This is a genomic window from Pseudomonas sp. GXZC (assembly GCF_026967615.1).
Lineage (GTDB): Bacteria > Pseudomonadota > Gammaproteobacteria > Pseudomonadales > Pseudomonadaceae > Aquipseudomonas > Aquipseudomonas azotoformans_A.
The window spans coordinates 6,282,608-6,300,400 of sequence record NZ_CP114115.1; the positions used below are offsets into that span (position 1 = coordinate 6,282,608).

Annotated in this window: 21 protein-coding genes; 9 read left to right on the forward strand and 12 right to left on the reverse strand. The window is 62.8% G+C overall.

Annotation, left to right across the window (positions count from 1 at the left end; all coding sequences use genetic code 11):
* Window positions 1–14: 14 nt before the first annotated feature.
* On the forward strand, window positions 15–1,913 hold the full coding sequence (gene dxs / locus OZ428_RS29665; protein WP_269132126.1) for a 1-deoxy-D-xylulose-5-phosphate synthase: 1,899 nt from the start codon (window positions 15–17) through the stop codon (window positions 1,911–1,913).
* A 45-nt stretch (window positions 1,914–1,958) separates the two neighbouring features.
* Complete coding sequence (locus OZ428_RS29670; protein ID WP_269132127.1) at window positions 1,959–3,854, forward strand: TonB-dependent receptor domain-containing protein; 1,896 nt, start codon at window positions 1,959–1,961, stop codon at window positions 3,852–3,854.
* Here OZ428_RS29670 and OZ428_RS29675 read toward each other — a convergent pair.
* The 11 genes from OZ428_RS29675 to nrdR all read right to left on the reverse strand — a co-directional run bounded on the left by OZ428_RS29675 (window position 3,851) and on the right by nrdR (window position 12,045).
* Window positions 3,851–4,636, reverse strand: coding sequence for a cobalamin-binding protein (locus OZ428_RS29675; protein WP_033897955.1), 786 nt, complete (start codon window positions 4,634–4,636; stop codon window positions 3,851–3,853). The genes OZ428_RS29670 and OZ428_RS29675 overlap by 4 nt on opposite strands.
* A complete protein-coding gene (locus OZ428_RS29680; RefSeq protein WP_033897956.1) occupies window positions 4,633–5,052 on the reverse strand; it encodes a nuclear FMR1 interacting 1 family protein in 420 nt (139 codons plus the stop codon). Before OZ428_RS29680 ends, OZ428_RS29675 begins: the two co-directional genes overlap by 4 nt.
* Window positions 5,049–5,666, reverse strand: coding sequence for a GTP cyclohydrolase II (gene ribA, locus OZ428_RS29685; protein WP_016978544.1), 618 nt, complete (start codon window positions 5,664–5,666; stop codon window positions 5,049–5,051). Before ribA ends, OZ428_RS29680 begins: the two co-directional genes overlap by 4 nt.
* 129 nt (window positions 5,667–5,795) lie before the next feature.
* Window positions 5,796–6,515: a substrate-binding periplasmic protein gene (locus tag OZ428_RS29690; RefSeq protein WP_269132128.1), complete on the reverse strand. Its 720-nt coding sequence runs from the start codon at window positions 6,513–6,515 to the stop codon at window positions 5,796–5,798.
* A 66-nt stretch (window positions 6,516–6,581) separates the two neighbouring features.
* Window positions 6,582–7,547, reverse strand: coding sequence for a thiamine-phosphate kinase (thiL, locus tag OZ428_RS29695; RefSeq protein ID WP_269132129.1), 966 nt, complete (start codon window positions 7,545–7,547; stop codon window positions 6,582–6,584).
* Window positions 7,548–7,565: 18 nt separating this feature from the next.
* Window positions 7,566–8,066, reverse strand: coding sequence for a transcription antitermination factor NusB (nusB, locus tag OZ428_RS29700; protein WP_010206836.1), 501 nt, complete (start codon window positions 8,064–8,066; stop codon window positions 7,566–7,568).
* A complete protein-coding gene (gene ribH / locus OZ428_RS29705) occupies window positions 8,063–8,539 on the reverse strand; it encodes a 6,7-dimethyl-8-ribityllumazine synthase (RefSeq protein ID WP_003176356.1) in 477 nt (158 codons plus the stop codon). Before ribH ends, nusB begins: the two co-directional genes overlap by 4 nt.
* Window positions 8,540–8,629: 90 nt before the next feature.
* Window positions 8,630–9,721 (reverse strand): bifunctional 3,4-dihydroxy-2-butanone-4-phosphate synthase/GTP cyclohydrolase II, encoded by a 1,092-nt coding sequence (gene ribBA / locus OZ428_RS29710; protein WP_033897960.1) that lies wholly within the window; start codon window positions 9,719–9,721, stop codon window positions 8,630–8,632.
* A gap of 15 nt (window positions 9,722–9,736) precedes the next feature.
* A complete protein-coding gene (locus tag OZ428_RS29715) occupies window positions 9,737–10,399 on the reverse strand; it encodes a riboflavin synthase (RefSeq protein ID WP_017736638.1) in 663 nt (220 codons plus the stop codon).
* A 48-nt stretch (window positions 10,400–10,447) separates the two neighbouring features.
* Window positions 10,448–11,584: a bifunctional diaminohydroxyphosphoribosylaminopyrimidine deaminase/5-amino-6-(5-phosphoribosylamino)uracil reductase RibD gene (gene ribD / locus OZ428_RS29720; RefSeq protein ID WP_033897962.1), complete on the reverse strand. Its 1,137-nt coding sequence runs from the start codon at window positions 11,582–11,584 to the stop codon at window positions 10,448–10,450.
* The gene (gene nrdR / locus OZ428_RS29725) at window positions 11,581–12,045 is read right to left on the reverse strand and encodes a transcriptional regulator NrdR (protein ID WP_010206843.1); all 465 of its coding nucleotides are present in this window, start codon (window positions 12,043–12,045) and stop codon (window positions 11,581–11,583) included. Before nrdR ends, ribD begins: the two co-directional genes overlap by 4 nt.
* Before the next feature lie 140 nt (window positions 12,046–12,185).
* Here nrdR and OZ428_RS29730 point away from each other — a divergent pair, with 140 nt between their 5' ends.
* The 3 genes from OZ428_RS29730 to trxA are packed head-to-tail and all read left to right on the forward strand — an operon-like array spanning window position 12,186 to window position 14,205.
* The gene (locus OZ428_RS29730) at window positions 12,186–12,641 is read left to right on the forward strand and encodes a YbaY family lipoprotein (RefSeq protein WP_033897963.1); all 456 of its coding nucleotides are present in this window, start codon (window positions 12,186–12,188) and stop codon (window positions 12,639–12,641) included.
* Window positions 12,638–13,300 (forward strand): class I SAM-dependent methyltransferase, encoded by a 663-nt coding sequence (locus OZ428_RS29735; RefSeq protein WP_269132130.1) that lies wholly within the window; start codon window positions 12,638–12,640, stop codon window positions 13,298–13,300. Before OZ428_RS29730 ends, OZ428_RS29735 begins: the two co-directional genes overlap by 4 nt.
* A 32-nt stretch (window positions 13,301–13,332) precedes the next feature.
* Window positions 13,333–14,205, forward strand: coding sequence for a thioredoxin (gene trxA, locus OZ428_RS29740; protein ID WP_269132131.1), 873 nt, complete (start codon window positions 13,333–13,335; stop codon window positions 14,203–14,205).
* Here the strand turns inward: trxA and OZ428_RS29745 are convergent.
* Window positions 14,202–14,543, reverse strand: coding sequence for a hypothetical protein (locus tag OZ428_RS29745; protein ID WP_269132132.1), 342 nt, complete (start codon window positions 14,541–14,543; stop codon window positions 14,202–14,204). The two genes, trxA and OZ428_RS29745, sit on opposite strands and share 4 nt — an antisense overlap.
* Window positions 14,544–14,674: 131 nt before the next feature.
* Between OZ428_RS29745 and OZ428_RS29750 the strand changes: the two genes are divergently transcribed.
* The 4 genes from OZ428_RS29750 to OZ428_RS29765 are packed head-to-tail and all read left to right on the forward strand — an operon-like array spanning window position 14,675 to window position 17,791.
* Window positions 14,675–15,274: a DUF2796 domain-containing protein gene (locus tag OZ428_RS29750; RefSeq protein ID WP_269132133.1), complete on the forward strand. Its 600-nt coding sequence runs from the start codon at window positions 14,675–14,677 to the stop codon at window positions 15,272–15,274.
* A gap of 6 nt (window positions 15,275–15,280) precedes the next feature.
* Window positions 15,281–15,991, forward strand: coding sequence for an ABC transporter ATP-binding protein (locus tag OZ428_RS29755; protein ID WP_033897969.1), 711 nt, complete (start codon window positions 15,281–15,283; stop codon window positions 15,989–15,991).
* 1 nt (window position 15,992) lies between these two features.
* Entirely contained in the window at window positions 15,993–17,258 is a 1,266-nt protein-coding gene (locus tag OZ428_RS29760) for an ABC transporter permease (protein WP_269132134.1), read from the forward strand.
* An 11-nt stretch (window positions 17,259–17,269) separates the two neighbouring features.
* The gene (locus tag OZ428_RS29765) at window positions 17,270–17,791 is read left to right on the forward strand and encodes a DUF3299 domain-containing protein (RefSeq protein WP_061434336.1); all 522 of its coding nucleotides are present in this window, start codon (window positions 17,270–17,272) and stop codon (window positions 17,789–17,791) included.
* Window positions 17,792–17,793: the final 2 nt, after the last annotated feature.

Consider the following 17,793-nt stretch of genomic DNA (forward strand, 5'->3'; position numbering starts at 1 on the left):
TAACGATTCGCCTGATGCCCACGACGTTTCAAGAGATTCCCCGCAAGCGCCCGTCCACGCCCCTGCTTGACCGTGCTGTCACGCCGGCCGGCCTGCGTCGACTGGGTGAAGCCGAGCTGGAAACCCTGGCCGATGAGTTGCGCCTGGAATTGCTCTACACGGTCGGCCAGACCGGTGGGCATTTTGGTGCCGGGCTGGGCGTCATCGAGCTGACCATCGCCCTGCATTACGTGTTCGACACCCCGGATGACCGGCTGGTGTGGGACGTGGGCCATCAGGCGTATCCGCACAAGATCCTCACCGGTCGCCGCGAGCAGATGGGCACCCTGCGCCAGAAGGACGGCATTGCCGCCTTCCCGCGCCGCGCCGAGAGCGAGTACGACACCTTTGGCGTCGGCCACTCCAGCACCTCCATCAGCGCCGCGCTGGGCATGGCGATTGCCGCCCGCCTGCAAGGCAGCGATCGCAAGGCGATTGCGGTGATTGGTGATGGCGCGTTGACCGCCGGCATGGCCTTCGAAGCGCTCAACCATGCGCCGGAAGTGGACGCCAACATGTTGGTGATCCTCAACGACAACGACATGTCGATCTCGCGCAATGTCGGTGGTCTGTCGAATTACCTGGCAAAAATCCTCTCCAGCCGCACCTACGCCAGCATGCGCGAAGGCAGCAAGAAGGTGCTCTCGCGTCTGCCTGGCGCGTGGGAAATTGCCCGCCGTACCGAAGAATATGCCAAGGGCATGCTGGTACCCGGCACCCTCTTCGAAGAGCTGGGCTGGAACTACATCGGCCCGATCGACGGCCACGACCTGCCCACCCTGATCGCCACGCTGCGCAACATGCGTGACCTCAAGGGCCCGCAGTTTCTGCATATCGTTACCAAGAAAGGCAAAGGCTTCGCCCCGGCGGAAGTCGACCCGATCGGCTACCACGCCATCACCAAGCTGGAACCGCTGGACGCGCCTGCCGCCGCGCCGAAAAAGGCCAGCGGGCCGAAGTATTCCGGCGTGTTCGGCGAATGGCTGTGCGACATGGCCGCCGCCGACCCGCGCCTGGTGGGCATTACCCCGGCGATGAAGGAAGGCTCGGACCTGGTCGCGTTCAGCGAGCGTTTCCCGCTGCGCTACTTCGATGTGGCGATTGCCGAACAGCACGCGGTGACCTTCGCCGCCGGCATGGCCTGTGAAGGCGCCAAGCCGGTGGTGGCGATCTACTCCACGTTCCTGCAACGCGGGTATGACCAATTGGTGCATGACGTCGCGGTACAGAACCTCGACGTGCTGTTCGCCATCGACCGCGCTGGCTTGGTGGGCGAAGACGGCCCGACTCACGCTGGCAGCTTCGACTTGTCCTACCTGCGCTGTATCCCCGGCATGCTGGTGATGACGCCGAGTGACGAAAACGAACTGCGCAAGATGCTCAGCACCGGCCACCTGTACAACGGCCCGGCCGCCGTGCGTTACCCGCGCGGTAATGGCCCGAATGCAGTGATCGAGAAGGACCTTGAGCCTATCGAGATCGGCAAGGGCATCGTGCGTCGCCAAGGCAGCAAGACTGCGTTCCTGGTGTTCGGCGTGCAGTTGGCCGAAGCGCTGAACGTCGCCGAGAAGATCGACGCCACCGTGGTCGACATGCGCTTCGTCAAACCCCTGGATGAAGCGTTGGTGCGTGAGGTTGCCGGCAGCCATGAGTTGCTGGTGACCGTCGAAGAAAACGCCATCATGGGCGGCGCCGGTGCGGCCGTCAGTGAGTTCCTGGCGCGGGAGAACATCCTCAAGTCGGTGCTGCACCTGGGCCTGCCTGATGTGTACGTCGAACACGCCAAGCCGGCGCAGATGCTGGCCGAATGCGGGCTGGATGAAGCCGGTATCGAGGCATCGGTTCGCGAGCGCATGGCGTTGCTCGGCCTGTAACCCACGAAAGGTGGGAGCCTGCTCCCACCTTTGCTATGGATAGCCATGAAAAGCCTGCGCTTCGCCCTGCCCCTGCTGCTTTTGCCCGCCACTGATTTGCTCGCCGAGACGTTCGAGCGCGACGACGCCCTGAAACTCCCCAACGTAGTCATCAGCGCCAACCGACAGGTCCAGGCCCGCAACGACAGCAGCGCCGCCAACACCGTCTTCACCCGCGACGATATCGACCGCCTGCAACCTACCAGCGTGACGGACCTGCTTAGCCGCGTGCCGGGTGTGCAGGTCGCGCCGACTGGCGGGCGTGGCAGCTTGCCGGGGATTTATATCCGTGGCACCAAGTCCGCACAAAGCCTGGTGTTGGTGGACGGCCAGCGCATCGCCAACACCACCTCCGGCGACAGCGGCCTGCAGTACCTGAACGTCGACCAGATTGAACGGGTGGAAGTGCTGCGCGGCTCCCGCTCGGTGATCTATGGCAGCGATGCGATTGGCGGGGTGATCCAGGTATTTACCCGGCGTAATGCCGAGCAGGGCCTACAGCTGCGCCTGAAAGTGGGCTTTGGCAGCCACCAAACGTGGGAGCGCAGCGTCGGCCTGTCCGGTGGCGATGAACGCACACGTTTCAACCTCGGCGCGAGCCTGGATGAGACCGCCGGCATCAACTCGACACACACTTCGTTCCCCAGCGATGGCGACCATGATGCCTACCGCAACCAGTCCATCAGCCTGAACCTCAGCCACGCGTTCAGCGATGAGTTGGAAGCGGGTTTCAATCTGTTGGATAACCGTGGCAAGTCGGAGTATGACAACAGCTTCGGCCGCTACGACGTCGTCACCGGACAAACGCTGGGGCAAAAGCCCTACACCGACTACACCGTGAGCAGCGCCAGCGGTTACCTGGATGCCAAGCTCAACGAGCGCTGGCAATCACGCCTGGAACTGGGCCACAGCGAGAACCGCGACACCAAGCGCGACACCCTCAGTGACGATTTCAGCGTGTTCAACACCTACCGCGACTCGGTCAACTGGCAGAACGATCTGACACTGAATGACCAGAACAGCCTGATACTAGGCGGCGACTGGTATGAAGACCGCCTCCATGGCTCTAGCACCTTTACCGAGAACAGTCGCTGGAACCGCGCCGCCTTTGTGCAGCATCGCTTCCATAGTGAACGGTTTTCCACCGAGCTGGGCCTGCGGCGTGACCAGAACCAACAGTTCGGCGGGCAGAACAGCTGGAGCGGCACCCTGACCTTGCCCGTCAACCCGGACAATGACCTGCTGCTGAGCTACAGCGAGGGCTTCCGCGCCCCGACCTTCAATGACCTGTATTACCCGGACGAATACGGCTTCAAGAACAGTAACCCTGACCTGAAGCCCGAAACCTCGAAAAGCTACGAGATGCAATGGCGCAGCCAACTCAGCGACACCCGCCGCCTGGAAGCTTCGCTGTATCGCACCGATATCCAGGATGCGATCGTGTTCGGCAGCGACGGCCCGCAAAACGTCAGTTCGGCGCGCATCAACGGTTTCGAGGCCGCACTCAAGCAGGAGCTGTTCGGCTGGGAAAGCAGCCTGGGACTGGCGATGATTGATCCACGAGACCGCGATTCCGGGCGTACGTTGGCACGTCGCGCCAGGCGCACGTTGAGCCTGGACCTGGATCGCCAATTCGACCAATTCGGCGTCGGCGCCAGCTGGCAGGCGGTCAGCAGCAGCTACGACGACCCGAATAACCAGCAGCCGTTGGGAGGCTATGGGTTGCTCGGGTTGCGCGCCAGTTGGGCGGTGAACCGTGAAATCGTGCTGAACATGAAGGTCGATAACCTCCTGGACAAAGCCTACAGCCGCGCGCTGTATCAGTATCAAGGCCAGCAATATGGCTACCGGGAAGAGGGCCGTGCGCTGATGGTTGGCGTGACCTGGACGCCGGACCTCTAGCGAGGCGCGATCACCTCACACAACCGCGCCACCGCCTCCAACATCTGCCCGCTCGGACGCTCCAGGCCTTTATCCGGCACCACGCGCACCCGTTCGGCCATCGCCGGCCAGACCTTCCAGGCCTCCTTCTGCGCTTGATCCCCGACCAGAATCAATTCGGGATCACGCTGCAACACCGATTCAATGCTCACCTGCGGCGCGGGCAACTTGAGGTCATCGAACACATTGCGCGCGCCGCACACACTCAACGCATCGCTGATGATCTGCCCGCCGCCCACGGTATACAGCGGCTGGTTCCACACTTGGTAAAACACGCGCAATGGCTCGGCACGCTGATAGCGCTGACGCAACTCGGCCAGGCGTTGGCGTAACTGCGCGGCCAATTGCCGGCCGGCTTCAGCACGACCCAATTGCTCGGCGATGGCCTGGACCTGGGTGGTGAGTTGTTCAAGGCTATGGGGTTCAGCGACGTAGACCGGGATGTTCAGGCGCTGCAACTGCTCACGCTGGGCTGGGCCGACGCTGCCGGGCCACAGCAGGATCAAGTCGGGCTTGAGGCTGAGCAGGCGTTCCATATCCAATTGGCCGTAATGCCCCACGGACGCCACGTGCGCCAGGGCAGCCGGGCGCTCGCCACCATCGAGCACACCCACCAGCACGTCGGCGGCGCCCAGTTCAGCAACGATTTCAGACAGGGACGGCGCCAGGCTGACCACCCGCTCGGCCGACAATGCCTGGGCACTCAACGCCAGCAGCAGGACCGCCAGCCAAGCACGCTTCATCCCAGTTGACGGGGGATGCGGTAGAGGTAGAACAGCACCAGCGTCGACAGTGCCAGCAGGAACAGCGGCACCGCCTCCAGGCCGACGAACACCGCCAGCGCGCCGATCCAGGCCGGAACCGCCGCCACCAGCAACGCCGTACGCCGACGGGCCGCCAGGGTGATCCAGGCAGCCGGTTCTTCGGGGGTATCGAGGGCTTTGGAGGTGGCGATCAACGCGTGTTTATAGCCGTTGAAGTAACGCAGGCTGAGAAACATCGAGGCCACGCCGGCAATGAAGAACGGCATGGCCAGCACTGGCAGCAAGGATTCGGCTTGGCCGAACACCAGGTTGATCACAAACAGGGGCAGCAGCGCCAGGGCCAGGTACTGCCACCAGTTGAAGGACAGTCGCCGTTTCACCTGGCCACGGGTCACGCGCGGTCGACCTCGCCTTGGTGCTCGTTGCCCATCATGTGGTCGAGCTTGCTGGCCTTGGTGGCCAGGTAGAGTTTGTTGTGCGGGTTGTGCCCGGTGTGCAGCGGCACGCGCTCGGCCACGGTGATGCCCATCTCGGTCAAGGCTTTGACCTTGCGCGGGTTGTTGGTCATCAAGCGCAGGGATTTGACGCCCAGGTGCTCCAGCATCGGCAGGCAGATCGCGTAGTCACGCTGGTCGGCAGCAAAGCCCAGGCGCTCGTTGGCCTCGACGGTATCGGCGCCGCCGTCTTGCAGCTCGTAGGCGCGGATCTTGTTCATCAGGCCAATGCCACGGCCTTCCTGACGCAGGTACAGCAACACGCCACGACCTTCACGGGCGATGGCCCGCATGGCAGCTTCCAGTTGCGAACCGCAGTCGCAACGCTGACTGAACAGCGCATCGCCGGTCAGGCATTCGGAATGCACACGACCCAGCACTGGCGCGCCATCCGCGATATCGCCCAGGCTCAGCACAACGTGCTCGCGCCCGGTGGCTTCTTCGAGGAAGCCGTTCATGGTGAACGTGGCAAAAGGGGTAGGCAGCTTGGAAGCGGCGACGAAAACGACGGGCACCGTGTGCTCCTGATTTCAGTTTTTACGATGGCGGCCATTGTAACAGCAGGTTCCTACAGACGCTTAAGCTGAATTATCGCTGATAAAGATCAATAGGTTCGATTGGCCTTCGCCTTGGTTCTATGCAGGTCAGAACGGATACGGCTGTTTCCAGTGCTCGAAAATCGCCTTTAACTCGCCGCTTTTCACCAGCGCCGCCATGCGCTGGTCGAACACGACCATCAAGGCGCGACCTCGCTCGTTATCGGCAAACCCGATATAGAGCGGCAGTTCGGCGATGTGGGTCAGTGTGAACTTGGACGGGTCATCCGCCTGGTTCAGCACGTACTTGGCCTCAGTCAGCGCATCGATGTAGAAGTCGGCCCGCGCGTGTTGCAGCATCGGCAAAATACCGTCGCGGCGCTCGATCTGGTTGAAGCGGTGCACATTGGGCAAGTACTCCTCGTACTTGTAGCCGCGCACCCAGGCCAGGCGGTAATTGCCCAGCGTGGCCACCGTCGGCGCTGGCGTGCTGGCCAGGCCGAGGGCGTAGATATGATCGGAATCGAAGTTCCAGTGGGGGTACAACACACCCGTGGCTTCATCGCGATAGGAACCGACCCAGCCATCCACCTCGCCGCGCTGGGCCAGGCCGACCGAGCGGGTATAGGGTACGGAGCGGGTCTGCAGCGTGATTCCGGCGGGTTGGAACACCTGACGCAGCACGTCCCAGGCCAGGCCGCTGCCGTCTTTGTTGGTGTAGTCGTTCCATTCTTCACTGGCCAGCATGACCTTGCCGGGCACGTCCTGCGCCTGGACTAACGACGTAAAGGCACACAGCACTATCAGCAGCCAGCGGCGCACATCCATGGTGGCGACCTCCTACAGGGCCTTGCATCCGTGATTACGCTATAGAGGGTAGCGCAGCTCGCCGATTCAGGGCGCCCCGCGAAAATGTTGATAGCCACGAATGGCCGGCGTGATGTCCTGCCCGTTGGCGTCGAGCAGCGTCACGCCCTGCCCCGCCTCAACCCGGCCGATCACATGGACCGGCCAGCCGTCGGCCAGCAATGGCGCCAGCTCGGCGGGTGGCAGGGTGAACGCCAGCACATAATCGTCGCCCCCGCTCAGGGCCGCCACGCGCGCGGCGTCATCGCCGACAAACGCCAACAGTGCCTGAGACAGAGGCAACCGCTGACGCTCGATCAACAGGCTGACAGCCGAAGCCGTGGCGATATGCCCGCAATCGGCCAGAAGGCCGTCGGAAATATCCATGGCAGACGTGGCCTTGCCGCGCAGCGCCAGCCCCAGCGCCAACTGCGGTTGCGGCGACCAGTAATGGGCTAATAGCGGATCAGCGATGGCTGCGTCGGCACTGCGCTGACCCAATACCAACGGCAGCGCGCCGGCCGCATTGCCCAGTTCGCCACCGACACACAGCAAGTCACCCGGCTGCGCCCCGCTGCGGGTCAAGGCTTGCCCGGCAGGTACGCGACCAAATACGGTGAGGGTCAGGCTTAACGGCCCACGGGTGGTATCGCCGCCCACCAGGCCCACGCCACAACTCTGCGCCATCAGGTTCAAACCCTGGGCATAGCGTTGCAACCAATCGGCGTCGACCGTCGGTGTGGTGAGGGCAAGGGTAAAGGCGAGGGGGTTGGCGCCCATGGCGGCCAAATCGCTTACCGCCACGGCCAGCGAGCGCTGACCCAGCAGGAACGGGTCGCAGGGGTCGGCAAAATGCACCCCGGCCACCAAAGTATCGGTGGAGATCGCCAGCTGCTCCCCGGCAGGAAGCGCCAGCAAGGCGCAGTCGTCGCCGATCCCAAGGGCAATGCCTTCGCCGCCTTGCGCACAGGGCGCGGCGGCGAAGTAATTGCGGATCAGCTCAAACTCGCCCATTCAGGACTCAAGCGCCAATTAGCGCTTGTACGCCTTCACTTCGGCTTCACGCAGGCGCGGCGCCAGCTTGTCGAGCACGCCGTTGACGAACTTGTGGCCGTCGGTCGAACCGTAGACTTTCGCCAGTTCGATACCTTCGTTGATGACCACGCGGTACGGCACGTCGACGCGATACAGCAGTTCCCAGGCAGACAGGCGCATCACGCACAGTTCGACCGGGTCCAACTCTTCGATGGTCAGGTCCAGGCAAGGTGCCAGGGCCGTGTCGATCTCGGTCAGGTGCGCATGCACACCGTGCAGGATGTCGTGGAAGTACGGCAGGTCGGCAAAGGTGAAATCGTTGTCGACGCGAAACTGTGCTTCGATCTCGTTCAACGAAGCGCCCGCCAGGTGACGCTGGTACAGCGCCTGGGTCGCCAATTGACGAGCAGCGCGACGCTTCTCGTTCTTGGACGGCTTGCCAGCATCGGCTGGACGTGGCTCGCGCGGGTTGAAGTTGTCGCTCTCGTCGGAAATCACTTGGCCTCCAACTGCGACAGCAGGCTGACCATTTCCAGGGCGGACAGGGCAGCTTCAGCACCTTTGTTACCGGCCTTGGTGCCGGAACGCTCGATGGCTTGCTCGATGGAATCAACGGTCAGCACGCCGAAAGCGACTGGCACGCCAAACTCCATGGACACCTGGGCCAGGCCCTTGGTGCATTCGCCGGCCACGTATTCGAAGTGCGGAGTACCGCCACGAATGACCGCACCCAGGGCGATGATCGCCGCGTATTCACCCTGTTGAGCAACTTTTTGCGCAACCAGTGGAATTTCGAAGGCGCCAGGCGCGCGGATGATCGTGATGTCGCTCTCGCTCACACCGTGGCGAACCAGGGCGTCAACGGCACCGCTTACCAGGCTTTCAACCACGAAGCTGTTGAAGCGGCCAACCACCAGGGCATAGCGGCCTTTGGGGGCGATGAAGGTACCTTCGATGGTCTTCAGGGTCATTCGACAAATCTCTTAAAGAGCCGGGACGCGTGTATGACGCGCCCCTTAGTGATATTTGAACCGCGAACAAGGGGCGAAAATCGCCGGCCTTTATTCGGAGGGCACGTATTCTACTACTTCCAGGTCGAAACCGGATATCGCATTAAATTTCATTGGCGCACTCATCAAGCGCATTTTACGCACGCCCAGGTCACGCAGGATCTGCGAACCGGCACCGACGATGCTGTAGGTGGTCGGTTTTTTCACCGGCGCGTGGTCAGCTGTTTCGCGGATATGCGCCAGCAACACATCGCCATCCAGCGGGTGACCGAGCAACAGCACCACACCACTGCCAGCCTCGGAAACCGCAGCCATGGCGGCGCGCAGGCTCCAGCGGCCCGGCTGCTTGACCATCAGCAGGTCACGCAGCGGGTCCATGTTGTGCACACGCACGAGGGTCGGTTCTTCGGCGCAAATGGTGCCCAGGGTCAGGGCCATGTGCACGTCGCCTTCCACTGAATCACGGTAGGTCACCAAATTGAATTGGCCCAGTTCGCTGTCCAGCGGCTGCTCGGCAATCCGCTGAACGGTACGTTCGTGGATCATGCGGTAGTGAATCAGGTCGGCAATGGTGCCAATCTTGAGGTTGTGTTCGGCGGCAAAGGCTTCGAGTTCGGTACGACGGGCCATGGTGCCGTCGTCGTTCATCACTTCGCAGATTACCCCGCTCGGCTCGAAACCGGCCATGCGCGCCAGGTCGCAGGCGGCTTCGGTGTGGCCGGCGCGGGCCAGGGTGCCACCCGGTTGGGCCATCAACGGGAAGATGTGACCGGGGCTGACGATGTCTTCGGCCTTGGCGTCTTTGGCGGCGGCGGCCTGCACGGTGCGTGCGCGGTCGGCGGCGGAGATGCCGGTGGTGACGCCGGTGGTGGCTTCAATCGAGACGGTGAACTTGGTACCAAAACCCGAACCATTGCGCGGCGCCATCAACGGCAGCTTGAGCAGTTCGCAGCGTTCACGGCTCATGGGCATGCAGATCAGCCCGCGGGCGTGCTTGGCCATGAAGTTGATGTGCTCAGGCAGGCAGGCCTCGGCGGCCATGATGATGTCGCCTTCGTTTTCGCGGTCTTCGTCATCCATCAGGATGACCATCTTGCCTTGGCGGATGTCTTCAACCAGTTCTTCGATGCTATTGAGCGCCACGCGGCACCCCCTTGGTCAGGATTTCAGGTAGCCGTTAGCGGCCAGAAAACTTTCGGTGATGTTACTTCCGGTTGGCTCTGCGGCCTTATCGCCCAACAACAGGCGCTCCAGGTAACGGGCAAGCAAGTCCACCTCCAGGTTCACCCGGCGACCTGGCTGGTAAGACGCCATGATGGTTTCGCTGAGGGTGTGGGGAATGATGGTCAGTTCAAATTCGGCGCCATTCACGGCGTTCACGGTCAGGCTGGTGCCGTCGACGGTGATCGAGCCTTTGTGGGCGATGTATTTGGCCAGTTCCTTCGGCGCACGGATGCGGAACTCGACTGCACGGGCGTTCTCGCTACGCGCAACCACTTCACCAACGCCGTCCACATGACCGCTGACCAGATGCCCGCCCAGGCGGGTGGTCGGGGTCAGGGCTTTTTCCAGGTTGACCGGGCTGCCGGCCTTGAGGTCGTTCATCGCGGTGCAGTCCAGGGTTTCCCGGCTGACATCGGCGGCAAAACCGTTGCCAGGCAACTCGATGACGGTCAGGCACACACCATTGATGGCAATGCTGTCGCCCAGCTTGACGTCGCCCAGGTCGAGCTTGCCGGTTTCAACCGACAAGCGAACATCGCCGCCTTTTGGGGTCATTGCACGAATGCTGCCGATGGATTCGATGATGCCGGTGAACATGGCCTTCTCCTGGAAAACGGTACGGGACACTTGAGCGTCCGGTCAGAATTATACGCTCGCTGCTGGCACAGGGATGGCAGTGACTCGCCAGTCGTCGCCTACAGCGCGCATTTCAGTGATCTTGAGTTGGGGGGCGTCGGCCAGTTTCTCAAGCGGCCAGTCCAACAAAGGCCGGGCCGCGGAGCCGAGGAATTTGCCGGCGATGAAAATCACGTATTCATCCACCAGGCCTTGCTGGGCAAATGCCCCGGCCAGGCTTGGGCCGGCTTCCACCAGCACTTCGTTGACGCCACGGGCCGCCAGCGCCACCAGCGCCGAGCGCAGGTCAACCTGGCCGTCGACACCCGGCACCACCAGGCACTCGGGGCCACGGGGGAACTGGTTTTCCGGGGTCACGCAGGTGATGACCAACGCCGGGCCGGCCTTGAAGAATGGCGCATTGAGCGGCACGCGCAGGCGGCCGTCGATCAGCACACGCAACGGCGGGCGCGACATGGCCAGGGCCGTGGTGGCTTCATCCAGGCCGAGTTCGGCGGCGCGCACGGTCAGGCGAGCACCGTCGGCCAGCACCGTGTCGGCGCCGGTCAGCACCACACTGGCCTCGGCGCGCAGGCGCTGCACGGCGGCACGGGCAGCCGGGCCGGTGATCCATTGGCTTTCGCCACTGGCCATCGCGGTGCGGCCGTCCAGGCTCATCGCCAGCTTGACCCGCACAAAGGGCAGGCCATGTTCCATGCGCTTGAGGAACCCCGGATTCAACGCGCGTGCCTCAGCCTCCAACACACCGCTGCGCACTTCGATACCGGCTTGAGCCAAGCGCTGCATGCCGCGCCCCGCCACTTCTGGGTTCGGGTCCTGCATGCCGGCGACGACACGGGCCACGCCCGCCGTGACCAACGCATCGGCACAAGGTGGCGTACGCCCATGGTGACTGCACGGCTCAAGGGTCACATACACCGTGGCGCCACGGGCTTTGGCTCCGGCGGCGCGCAGGGCGTTGGGTTCGGCGTGGGGTTCGCCGGTACGCTCATGCCAGCCTTCGCCGACAATCTGCCCGTCACGCACAATCACGCAACCCACGCGCGGGTTGGGATGGGTGGTGTACAGGCCCTTGCGCGCCAGTTCCAGGGCACGGGCCATGTAATGAGCATCGAGCACAGCTTGTTCGGCAGACGGTGGGTTCATTCTTTGGCAGGCTCACGGGCCAGGCGGTCGATCTCTTCGCGGAACTCATTGAGGTCCTGGAAGCGTCGATACACCGAGGCGAAACGGATGTAGGCAACTTCGTCGAGCTTTTGCAGCTCGCCCATCACCAGTTCTCCCACCACCAGGCTCTTGACCTCGCGCTCGCCGGTCGCACGCAGCTTGTGCTTGATGTGCACCAGCGCCGCCTCCAGCCGCTCGACACTCACCGGGCGTTTTTCCAGGGCGCGCTGCATACCGGCGCGCAGTTTTTCTTCGTCGAAAGGCTGGCGGCTGCCGTCGGATTTGATCAGACGCGGCAATACCAGTTCGGCGGTTTCGAAGGTGGTGAAACGTTCACCGCAGGCCAGGCATTCGCGCCGGCGACGTACTTGATCGCCCTCGGCGACCAGACGCGAGTCAATGACCTTGGTGTCGTTGGCACCGCAGAAGGGACAGTGCATGGTAGGCAGGCAACAAATAAAGGGAGGGCCATGGTAGCGCATCCCCGTGGCAAGACAAGCCATAGCCTTTACGGTATATAGGCTGACTATTATGTTTCATATTTTTCAAGCCACGGATTTTGTCCTTTCTGGAGCCGTACATGCAGTTACGACCACTTGTTTTACTCACCCTGTTCAGTTTCCTGGTCGCCTGCAGCAGCGAAGCCCCCAAGCCGGCCGCACCTCAGCCCACACCGGCCCAAGAGAAAAAAGTCCCCGGCCTTGAAGACATGGGCCCCCTGCCCGCCTACCAGCGGGAAATCAGCGGCAGCCTGACCAACATTCCAGCCGGTGCCGAAGTCGAGATGGCGTTGCTGGTGATCGATGACCGTTCGCGCCCGCAACAACTGCTCGCCAGCAGCGTGTTGAGCGGCAATGGCAAGCCCCTGGCCTTCCGCCTGCGCTTCAACCCCGAGGCGTTCCCGGCCGGTGCGCGGGTTGAACTGCGTGGCCGCGCCAGCCAGTCCGGCCAACTGATCCTGCACCTGCCCGCCGTGCGCATCACCCAGGCGATCACCCAGACCACCGGCCCCCTGCAACTCGTCAAGGCACCATGACGCCACCGCTGGACCTGCAAGCCGCACTGAGCGAACTGATCGGCGACGCGCACCTGGTGCCCTGCCCGCTGCCGGGCACCGCGTTGTCGTTGTGGCTGCTGGATGCAGACAACATGGACCGCGCCTTCAGCCCCGAAGAAACCCGGCGCATCCTGCATGAACCGCCCTACTGGAGCTTTTGCTGGGCCAGCGGCCTGGCGCTGGCGCGGTACCTGGCGGCGAACCCGCAGTGGGTCGCGGGCAAGCGCGTGCTGGATTTTGGCGCGGGCTCCGGCGTGGCCGGGATTGCTGCCGTCAAAGCCGGCGCGCTGGAAGTGGTAGCTTGTGACCTGGACCCGCTGGCGCTGGCATCTTGCCGGGCGAATGCCGAACTCAATGGCGTGGAGCTGGGTTATTCGGCGGATTTCTTCGCCGAGGCCGACCGCTTCGATTTGATTCTGGTGGCCGACGTACTCTACGACCGGGCGAACCTGCCGTTGCTGGATCAGTTCCTGACCCGGGGCCGCGAGGCGCTAGTGGCGGACTCACGCGTGCGTGACTTCCAGCATCCGGATTATCGGCGGCTGGAGATTCTTGATGCGCTGACATTGCCGGACCTGGCCGAGCCTTGGGAGTTTCGCAAGGTGAGTCTGTACCATTCGCGACGCCAGCCCTTATAGTTGCCCCATTCCCGCTTTATTCGAGACGCCCCATGAGTGAGCCCACGCCGTACATCTTCGATGTCACCACCGCCAATTTTGACCAGGCAGTGATCCAGAACTCCTTCGAAAAACCCGTACTGGTGGATTTCTGGGCCGAGTGGTGCGCGCCGTGCAAGGCGTTGATGCCGATGCTCGCGAAAGTTGCCGAGAGTTATCAGGGTGAGTTGCTGCTGGCCAAGGTCGATTGCGAAGCCGAGCAGGATATTGTTGCGCGCTTTGGCATTCAAAGCCTGCCGACGGTGGTGCTGTTCAAGGACGGCCAGCCGGTGGACGGGTTTGCCGGGGCGCAGCCGGAGTCGGCGGTGCGCGCGATGTTGGAGCCGCATGTACAGATGCCGCCGCCAGCTGCGGCGGATCCACTGGAGCAGGCCCAGGCGTTATTTGCCGAAGGTCGCATCAGCGATGCCGAAGCCGTGCTGGTGGCATTGCTGGGCGAGGACAACACCAACGCTGCGGCGTTAATCCTGTACGCGCGCTGCCTGGCCGAACGCGGTGAACTGGGCGAAGCCCAGGCCGTGCTGGACGCCGTGAAGAGCGACGACCACAAAGCCGCCCTCGCCGGCGCCAAGGCGCAGATCACCTTCCTGCGCCAGGCTGCCGACCTCCCGGACGCCGCCGACCTGAAAAGCCGCCTGGCGCAAAATCCGCAGGATGACGAAGCGGCCTATCAGCTGGCGATCCAGCAACTGGCGCGCCAGCAGTACGACGCGGCGCTGGAAGGTCTGCTCAAGCTGTTCATCCGCAACCGCAGCTACAGCGAAGGCCTGCCACACAAGACCTTGCTGCAGGTGTTCGAACTGCTGGGCAATGATCACCCGCTGGTAACCGTGTACCGCCGCAAGTTGTTTGCCGCGCTGTACTAATCGCCGACCCAGCTGTACAGCGGCGTATCGGCGCCGCTGGCCACCTTCACCTTCGAACTGTGGCGCAGGCGCACCAGCAGACGCTTGCCGGAGGCGGCATCGCCGGCCAAACCTTCCAACTGATCGAGCAACTCCAGGCCGCTGAGCTGCCCGGCCTTGCGCAACAGGTCCTGGGCGCTCTGCCACAGGTCGTCATTCTGCTTCACCGGTGTCGCTGTTGCTGCGGCGGGTACAGGCGTCGCCTGCAACTGTGCGCCCAGCCGTGCCCAATCGCCGTCGTCCAGTTCCAGGGTCAAGTCCACCGGCAAGTCGCCGACGGTTCCACGAATTCGCAACATCGTCCTTCCTCCTGCAGTTTTTCTGACAGGCATGCTCCCATGCGGCTTGCGCAACGCCAAGCGGGCGGTCAAACTCTGACACTATTGTTATAAGATCACATAACAAAACTTTCATGTTCTGGAGCCTTCTCATGCGCCGTCTGTTGCTTGCTTTGCCGTTTGCCCTGCTGCCATTGGCGGTTGCCCACGCTCATGATGATCACGACCATGAACACGGCAGCCTTGGCGCCCACGAACATGGCGTCGGTCGCCTCAACGCAGTGCTCGACGGCCAGGCGCTGGAGCTGGAGCTGGACAGCCCGGCGATGAACCTGGTGGGTTTCGAACACTTGGCCACCACCCCGTCGGACAAAGCCAAGGTCGCCGCCGTGCGCAAACAGCTGGAAAACCCAGCCGCTCTGTTCAACCTGCCTAAGGGCGCCGGTTGCGTGGTCAGCAGCCAGGAACTCAATAGCCCGCTGTTTGGCGACAAGCCTGAAGCGGACCAAGACGACGATGATGACCACGATCACGACGCCAAAGACGGCGCCCACGAGCACCATCACGACCACAGCGAAATCCACGCCCACTACCAGTTCACCTGTGCCACGCCGACGGCCTTGAGCAACCTCGACCTGACCCAGGTCTTCAAGACCTTCCCCGCCACCCAGAAAATTCAGGTACAACTGATCGGCCCGAGCGGCCAGCAAGGCGTTGAAGCGACGGCCACAGCAGCCACCCTGAAGTTCTGAGTTCACATGACCCACGCATTGATCGAACTGTCTGACCTGGGCTTCAACTGGCCCGGTCACCCGCAGTTGCTGGACATCCCCGCGTTCCGCCTGGACGCGGGGGAAACCCTGTTTCTCAAGGGCCCGAGCGGCAGTGGCAAAACCACGCTGCTGGGACTGCTTGGCGGCGTGCAGACACCCAACCAGGGCAGCATCCGCCTGCTCGGCCAGGAGCTGACCGAGCTTTCGGCCGGCGCCCGCGACCGCTTCCGCGTCGACCACACCGGCTACATCTTCCAGCAGTTCAACCTGCTGCCGTTCCTGTCGGTGCGCGAGAACGTCGAGTTGCCCTGCCACTTTTCCAAGTTGCGTGCGCAACGGGCGAAACAGCGCCACGGCAGTGTCGATCAGGCCGCCGCCGCTTTGCTCGCACACCTTGGGTTAAAAGACAAAGCCCTGCTGGAGCGCCGCGCCGACTCGCTGTCCATCGGCCAGCAACAACGGGTGGCCGCCGCCCGTGCATTGATCGGCCAACCGGAACTGGTGATCGCCGACGAGCCCACTTCGGCCCTGGACTACGACGCCCGCGAAGCCTTCCTTCAGTTGTTGTTCGCCGAATGCCGTGAAGCCGGCGCCAGCCTGTTGTTTGTCAGCCATGACCAGAGCCTGGCTTCGCTGTTCGACCGCAACCTGTCGCTGGCCGAACTCAATCGCGCCGCCACGCCCGCAGAGGTTTGAGATGTATCTGTTCCGTCTAGCCATGGCCAGCCTGGCTAACCGCCGCTTTACCGCGATCCTCACCGCGTTCGCCATCGCGCTTTCGGTCTGCTTGCTGCTCGCGGTAGAGCGGGTGCGCGTCGAGGCGCGCAACAGTTTCGCCAGCACCATCAGCGGCACCGACCTGATTGTCGGCGCGCGTTCCGGTTCGGTAAACCTGCTGCTGTACTCGGTGTTCCGCATCGGCAACGCCACCAACAACATCCGTTGGGACAGCTTCGAGCATTTCGCCGCCAGCCCCCAAGTGAAGTGGGCCATCCCGATTTCCCTCGGTGACTCCCATCGTGGCTACCGCGTGATGGGCACCAACGAATCCTACTTCGAGCACTACCAATACGGCCGCAAGCAAAACCTCGAACTGGCCAGCGGCCGCGCCTTCACCACCGACCCATTCGAAGTGGTGCTCGGCGCCGAAGTCGCAGACGCGCTGCACTACAAGCTCGGCGACAAACTGGTGCTGGCCCATGGCGTGGCTGTGGTCAGCCTGGTGAAACACGATGACAAACCCTTCACCGTGGTCGGCATTCTCAAGCGCACCGGCACGCCAGTGGACCGCACATTGCACATCAGCCTCGGCGGCATGGAGGCGATCCATATCGACTGGCACAACGGCGTGCCGGCCCAGGGCAAAGGCCGCATCAGTGCCGACCAGGCGCGCAACATGGACCTCACGCCGCAGGCCATCACCGCGTTCATGCTCGGTCTGAACAACAAAATTTCCACCTTCGCCCTGCAACGGGAGATCAACGAATTCCGTGGCGAGCCGATGCTGGCGATCCTGCCCGGCGTGGCGCTGCAAGAGCTGTGGAGCATGATGGGCACCGCCGAAAAAGCGCTGTTCGTGATCTCGCTGTTCGTAGTGCTCACCGGCTTGATCGGCATGCTCACGGCGATCCTTACCAGCCTCAACGAACGGCGCCGCGAAATGGCGATTTTGCGTTCGGTGGGTGCGCGCCCTTGGCATATCGCAACGCTGCTGATCTTTGAAGCCTTCGCCCTGGCACTGTCCGGCGTGATCGCCGGGGTGGGTTTACTGTATGTGTGCATCGCCGCCTCGCGCGGGTATCTGCAGGCCAATTACGGCCTGGACCTGCCGATGTCATGGCCCAGCGAATATGAATGGACGCTGCTCGCCGGTATCCTGGGCGCCGCGCTGTTGATGGGCAGCGTGCCCGCGTGGCGCGCCTATCGGCAATCCCTGGCCGATGGCCTGTCCATACGTTTATGAGGAAGGCTTCGATGCGTCGTGCGCTGTTTGCGTTGTTGCTGCTGGTGGCCGTGCCCGTATGGGCCGATGAGCAGCCCAAGGATTTGTCGTGGCAGGAGATGATTCCGCCGGATGCACCGCCGGAAATCCCCAATATGAAACCGCTGCACGACTTGTCGAACATGGCCGATGCCTTGTCGGTCGAGGCAGCGCCAGCGGCCAAGCAGGACTTGCCCAACGCCCCGGTGGTGCAAAGCCTCGACGGCCAGCACATCCGACTGCCGGGCTACATCGTGCCGCTGGAAGTCAGTGAGGAAGGCCGCACGACGGAGTTCTTGCTGGTGCCGTATTTCGGCGCGTGCATCCATGTGCCGCCGCCGCCTTCGAACCAGATCGTGCATGTCAAAAGCGAAATCGGCGTGAAGCTCGATGAGCTGTACCAGCCGTATTGGATCGAAGGCGCGATGCAGGTCAAACCGTCCACCAGCGAGCTGGCCGATGCCGGTTACCAGATGGATGCCGAGAAAATTTACATGTACGAACTGCCTGAATAAGG

Coding starts and splice junctions, on each gene's coding strand:
- OZ428_RS29690 (WP_269132128.1), bottom strand. CDS start 6,515: ATGGATGTGCGCCGCTGGCTGCTGATAGTGCTGTGTGCCTTTACGTCG.
- OZ428_RS29755 (WP_033897969.1), top strand. CDS start 15,281: ATGACCCACGCATTGATCGAACTGTCTGACCTGGGCTTCAACTGGCCC.
- trxA (WP_269132131.1), top strand. CDS start 13,333: ATGAGTGAGCCCACGCCGTACATCTTCGATGTCACCACCGCCAATTTT.
- OZ428_RS29750 (WP_269132133.1), top strand. CDS start 14,675: ATGCGCCGTCTGTTGCTTGCTTTGCCGTTTGCCCTGCTGCCATTGGCG.
- thiL (WP_269132129.1), bottom strand. CDS start 7,547: ATGGGCGAGTTTGAGCTGATCCGCAATTACTTCGCCGCCGCGCCCTGT.
- OZ428_RS29715 (WP_017736638.1), bottom strand. CDS start 10,399: ATGTTCACCGGCATCATCGAATCCATCGGCAGCATTCGTGCAATGACC.
- OZ428_RS29735 (WP_269132130.1), top strand. CDS start 12,638: ATGACGCCACCGCTGGACCTGCAAGCCGCACTGAGCGAACTGATCGGC.
- OZ428_RS29765 (WP_061434336.1), top strand. CDS start 17,270: ATGCGTCGTGCGCTGTTTGCGTTGTTGCTGCTGGTGGCCGTGCCCGTA.
- ribD (WP_033897962.1), bottom strand. CDS start 11,584: ATGAACCCACCGTCTGCCGAACAAGCTGTGCTCGATGCTCATTACATG.
- OZ428_RS29675 (WP_033897955.1), bottom strand. CDS start 4,636: ATGAAGCGTGCTTGGCTGGCGGTCCTGCTGCTGGCGTTGAGTGCCCAG.
- OZ428_RS29730 (WP_033897963.1), top strand. CDS start 12,186: ATGCAGTTACGACCACTTGTTTTACTCACCCTGTTCAGTTTCCTGGTC.
- OZ428_RS29670 (WP_269132127.1), top strand. CDS start 1,959: ATGAAAAGCCTGCGCTTCGCCCTGCCCCTGCTGCTTTTGCCCGCCACT.
- ribH (WP_003176356.1), bottom strand. CDS start 8,539: ATGACCCTGAAGACCATCGAAGGTACCTTCATCGCCCCCAAAGGCCGC.
- dxs (WP_269132126.1), top strand. CDS start 15: ATGCCCACGACGTTTCAAGAGATTCCCCGCAAGCGCCCGTCCACGCCC.
- OZ428_RS29760 (WP_269132134.1), top strand. CDS start 15,993: ATGTATCTGTTCCGTCTAGCCATGGCCAGCCTGGCTAACCGCCGCTTT.
- OZ428_RS29745 (WP_269132132.1), bottom strand. CDS start 14,543: ATGTTGCGAATTCGTGGAACCGTCGGCGACTTGCCGGTGGACTTGACC.
- nrdR (WP_010206843.1), bottom strand. CDS start 12,045: ATGCACTGTCCCTTCTGCGGTGCCAACGACACCAAGGTCATTGACTCG.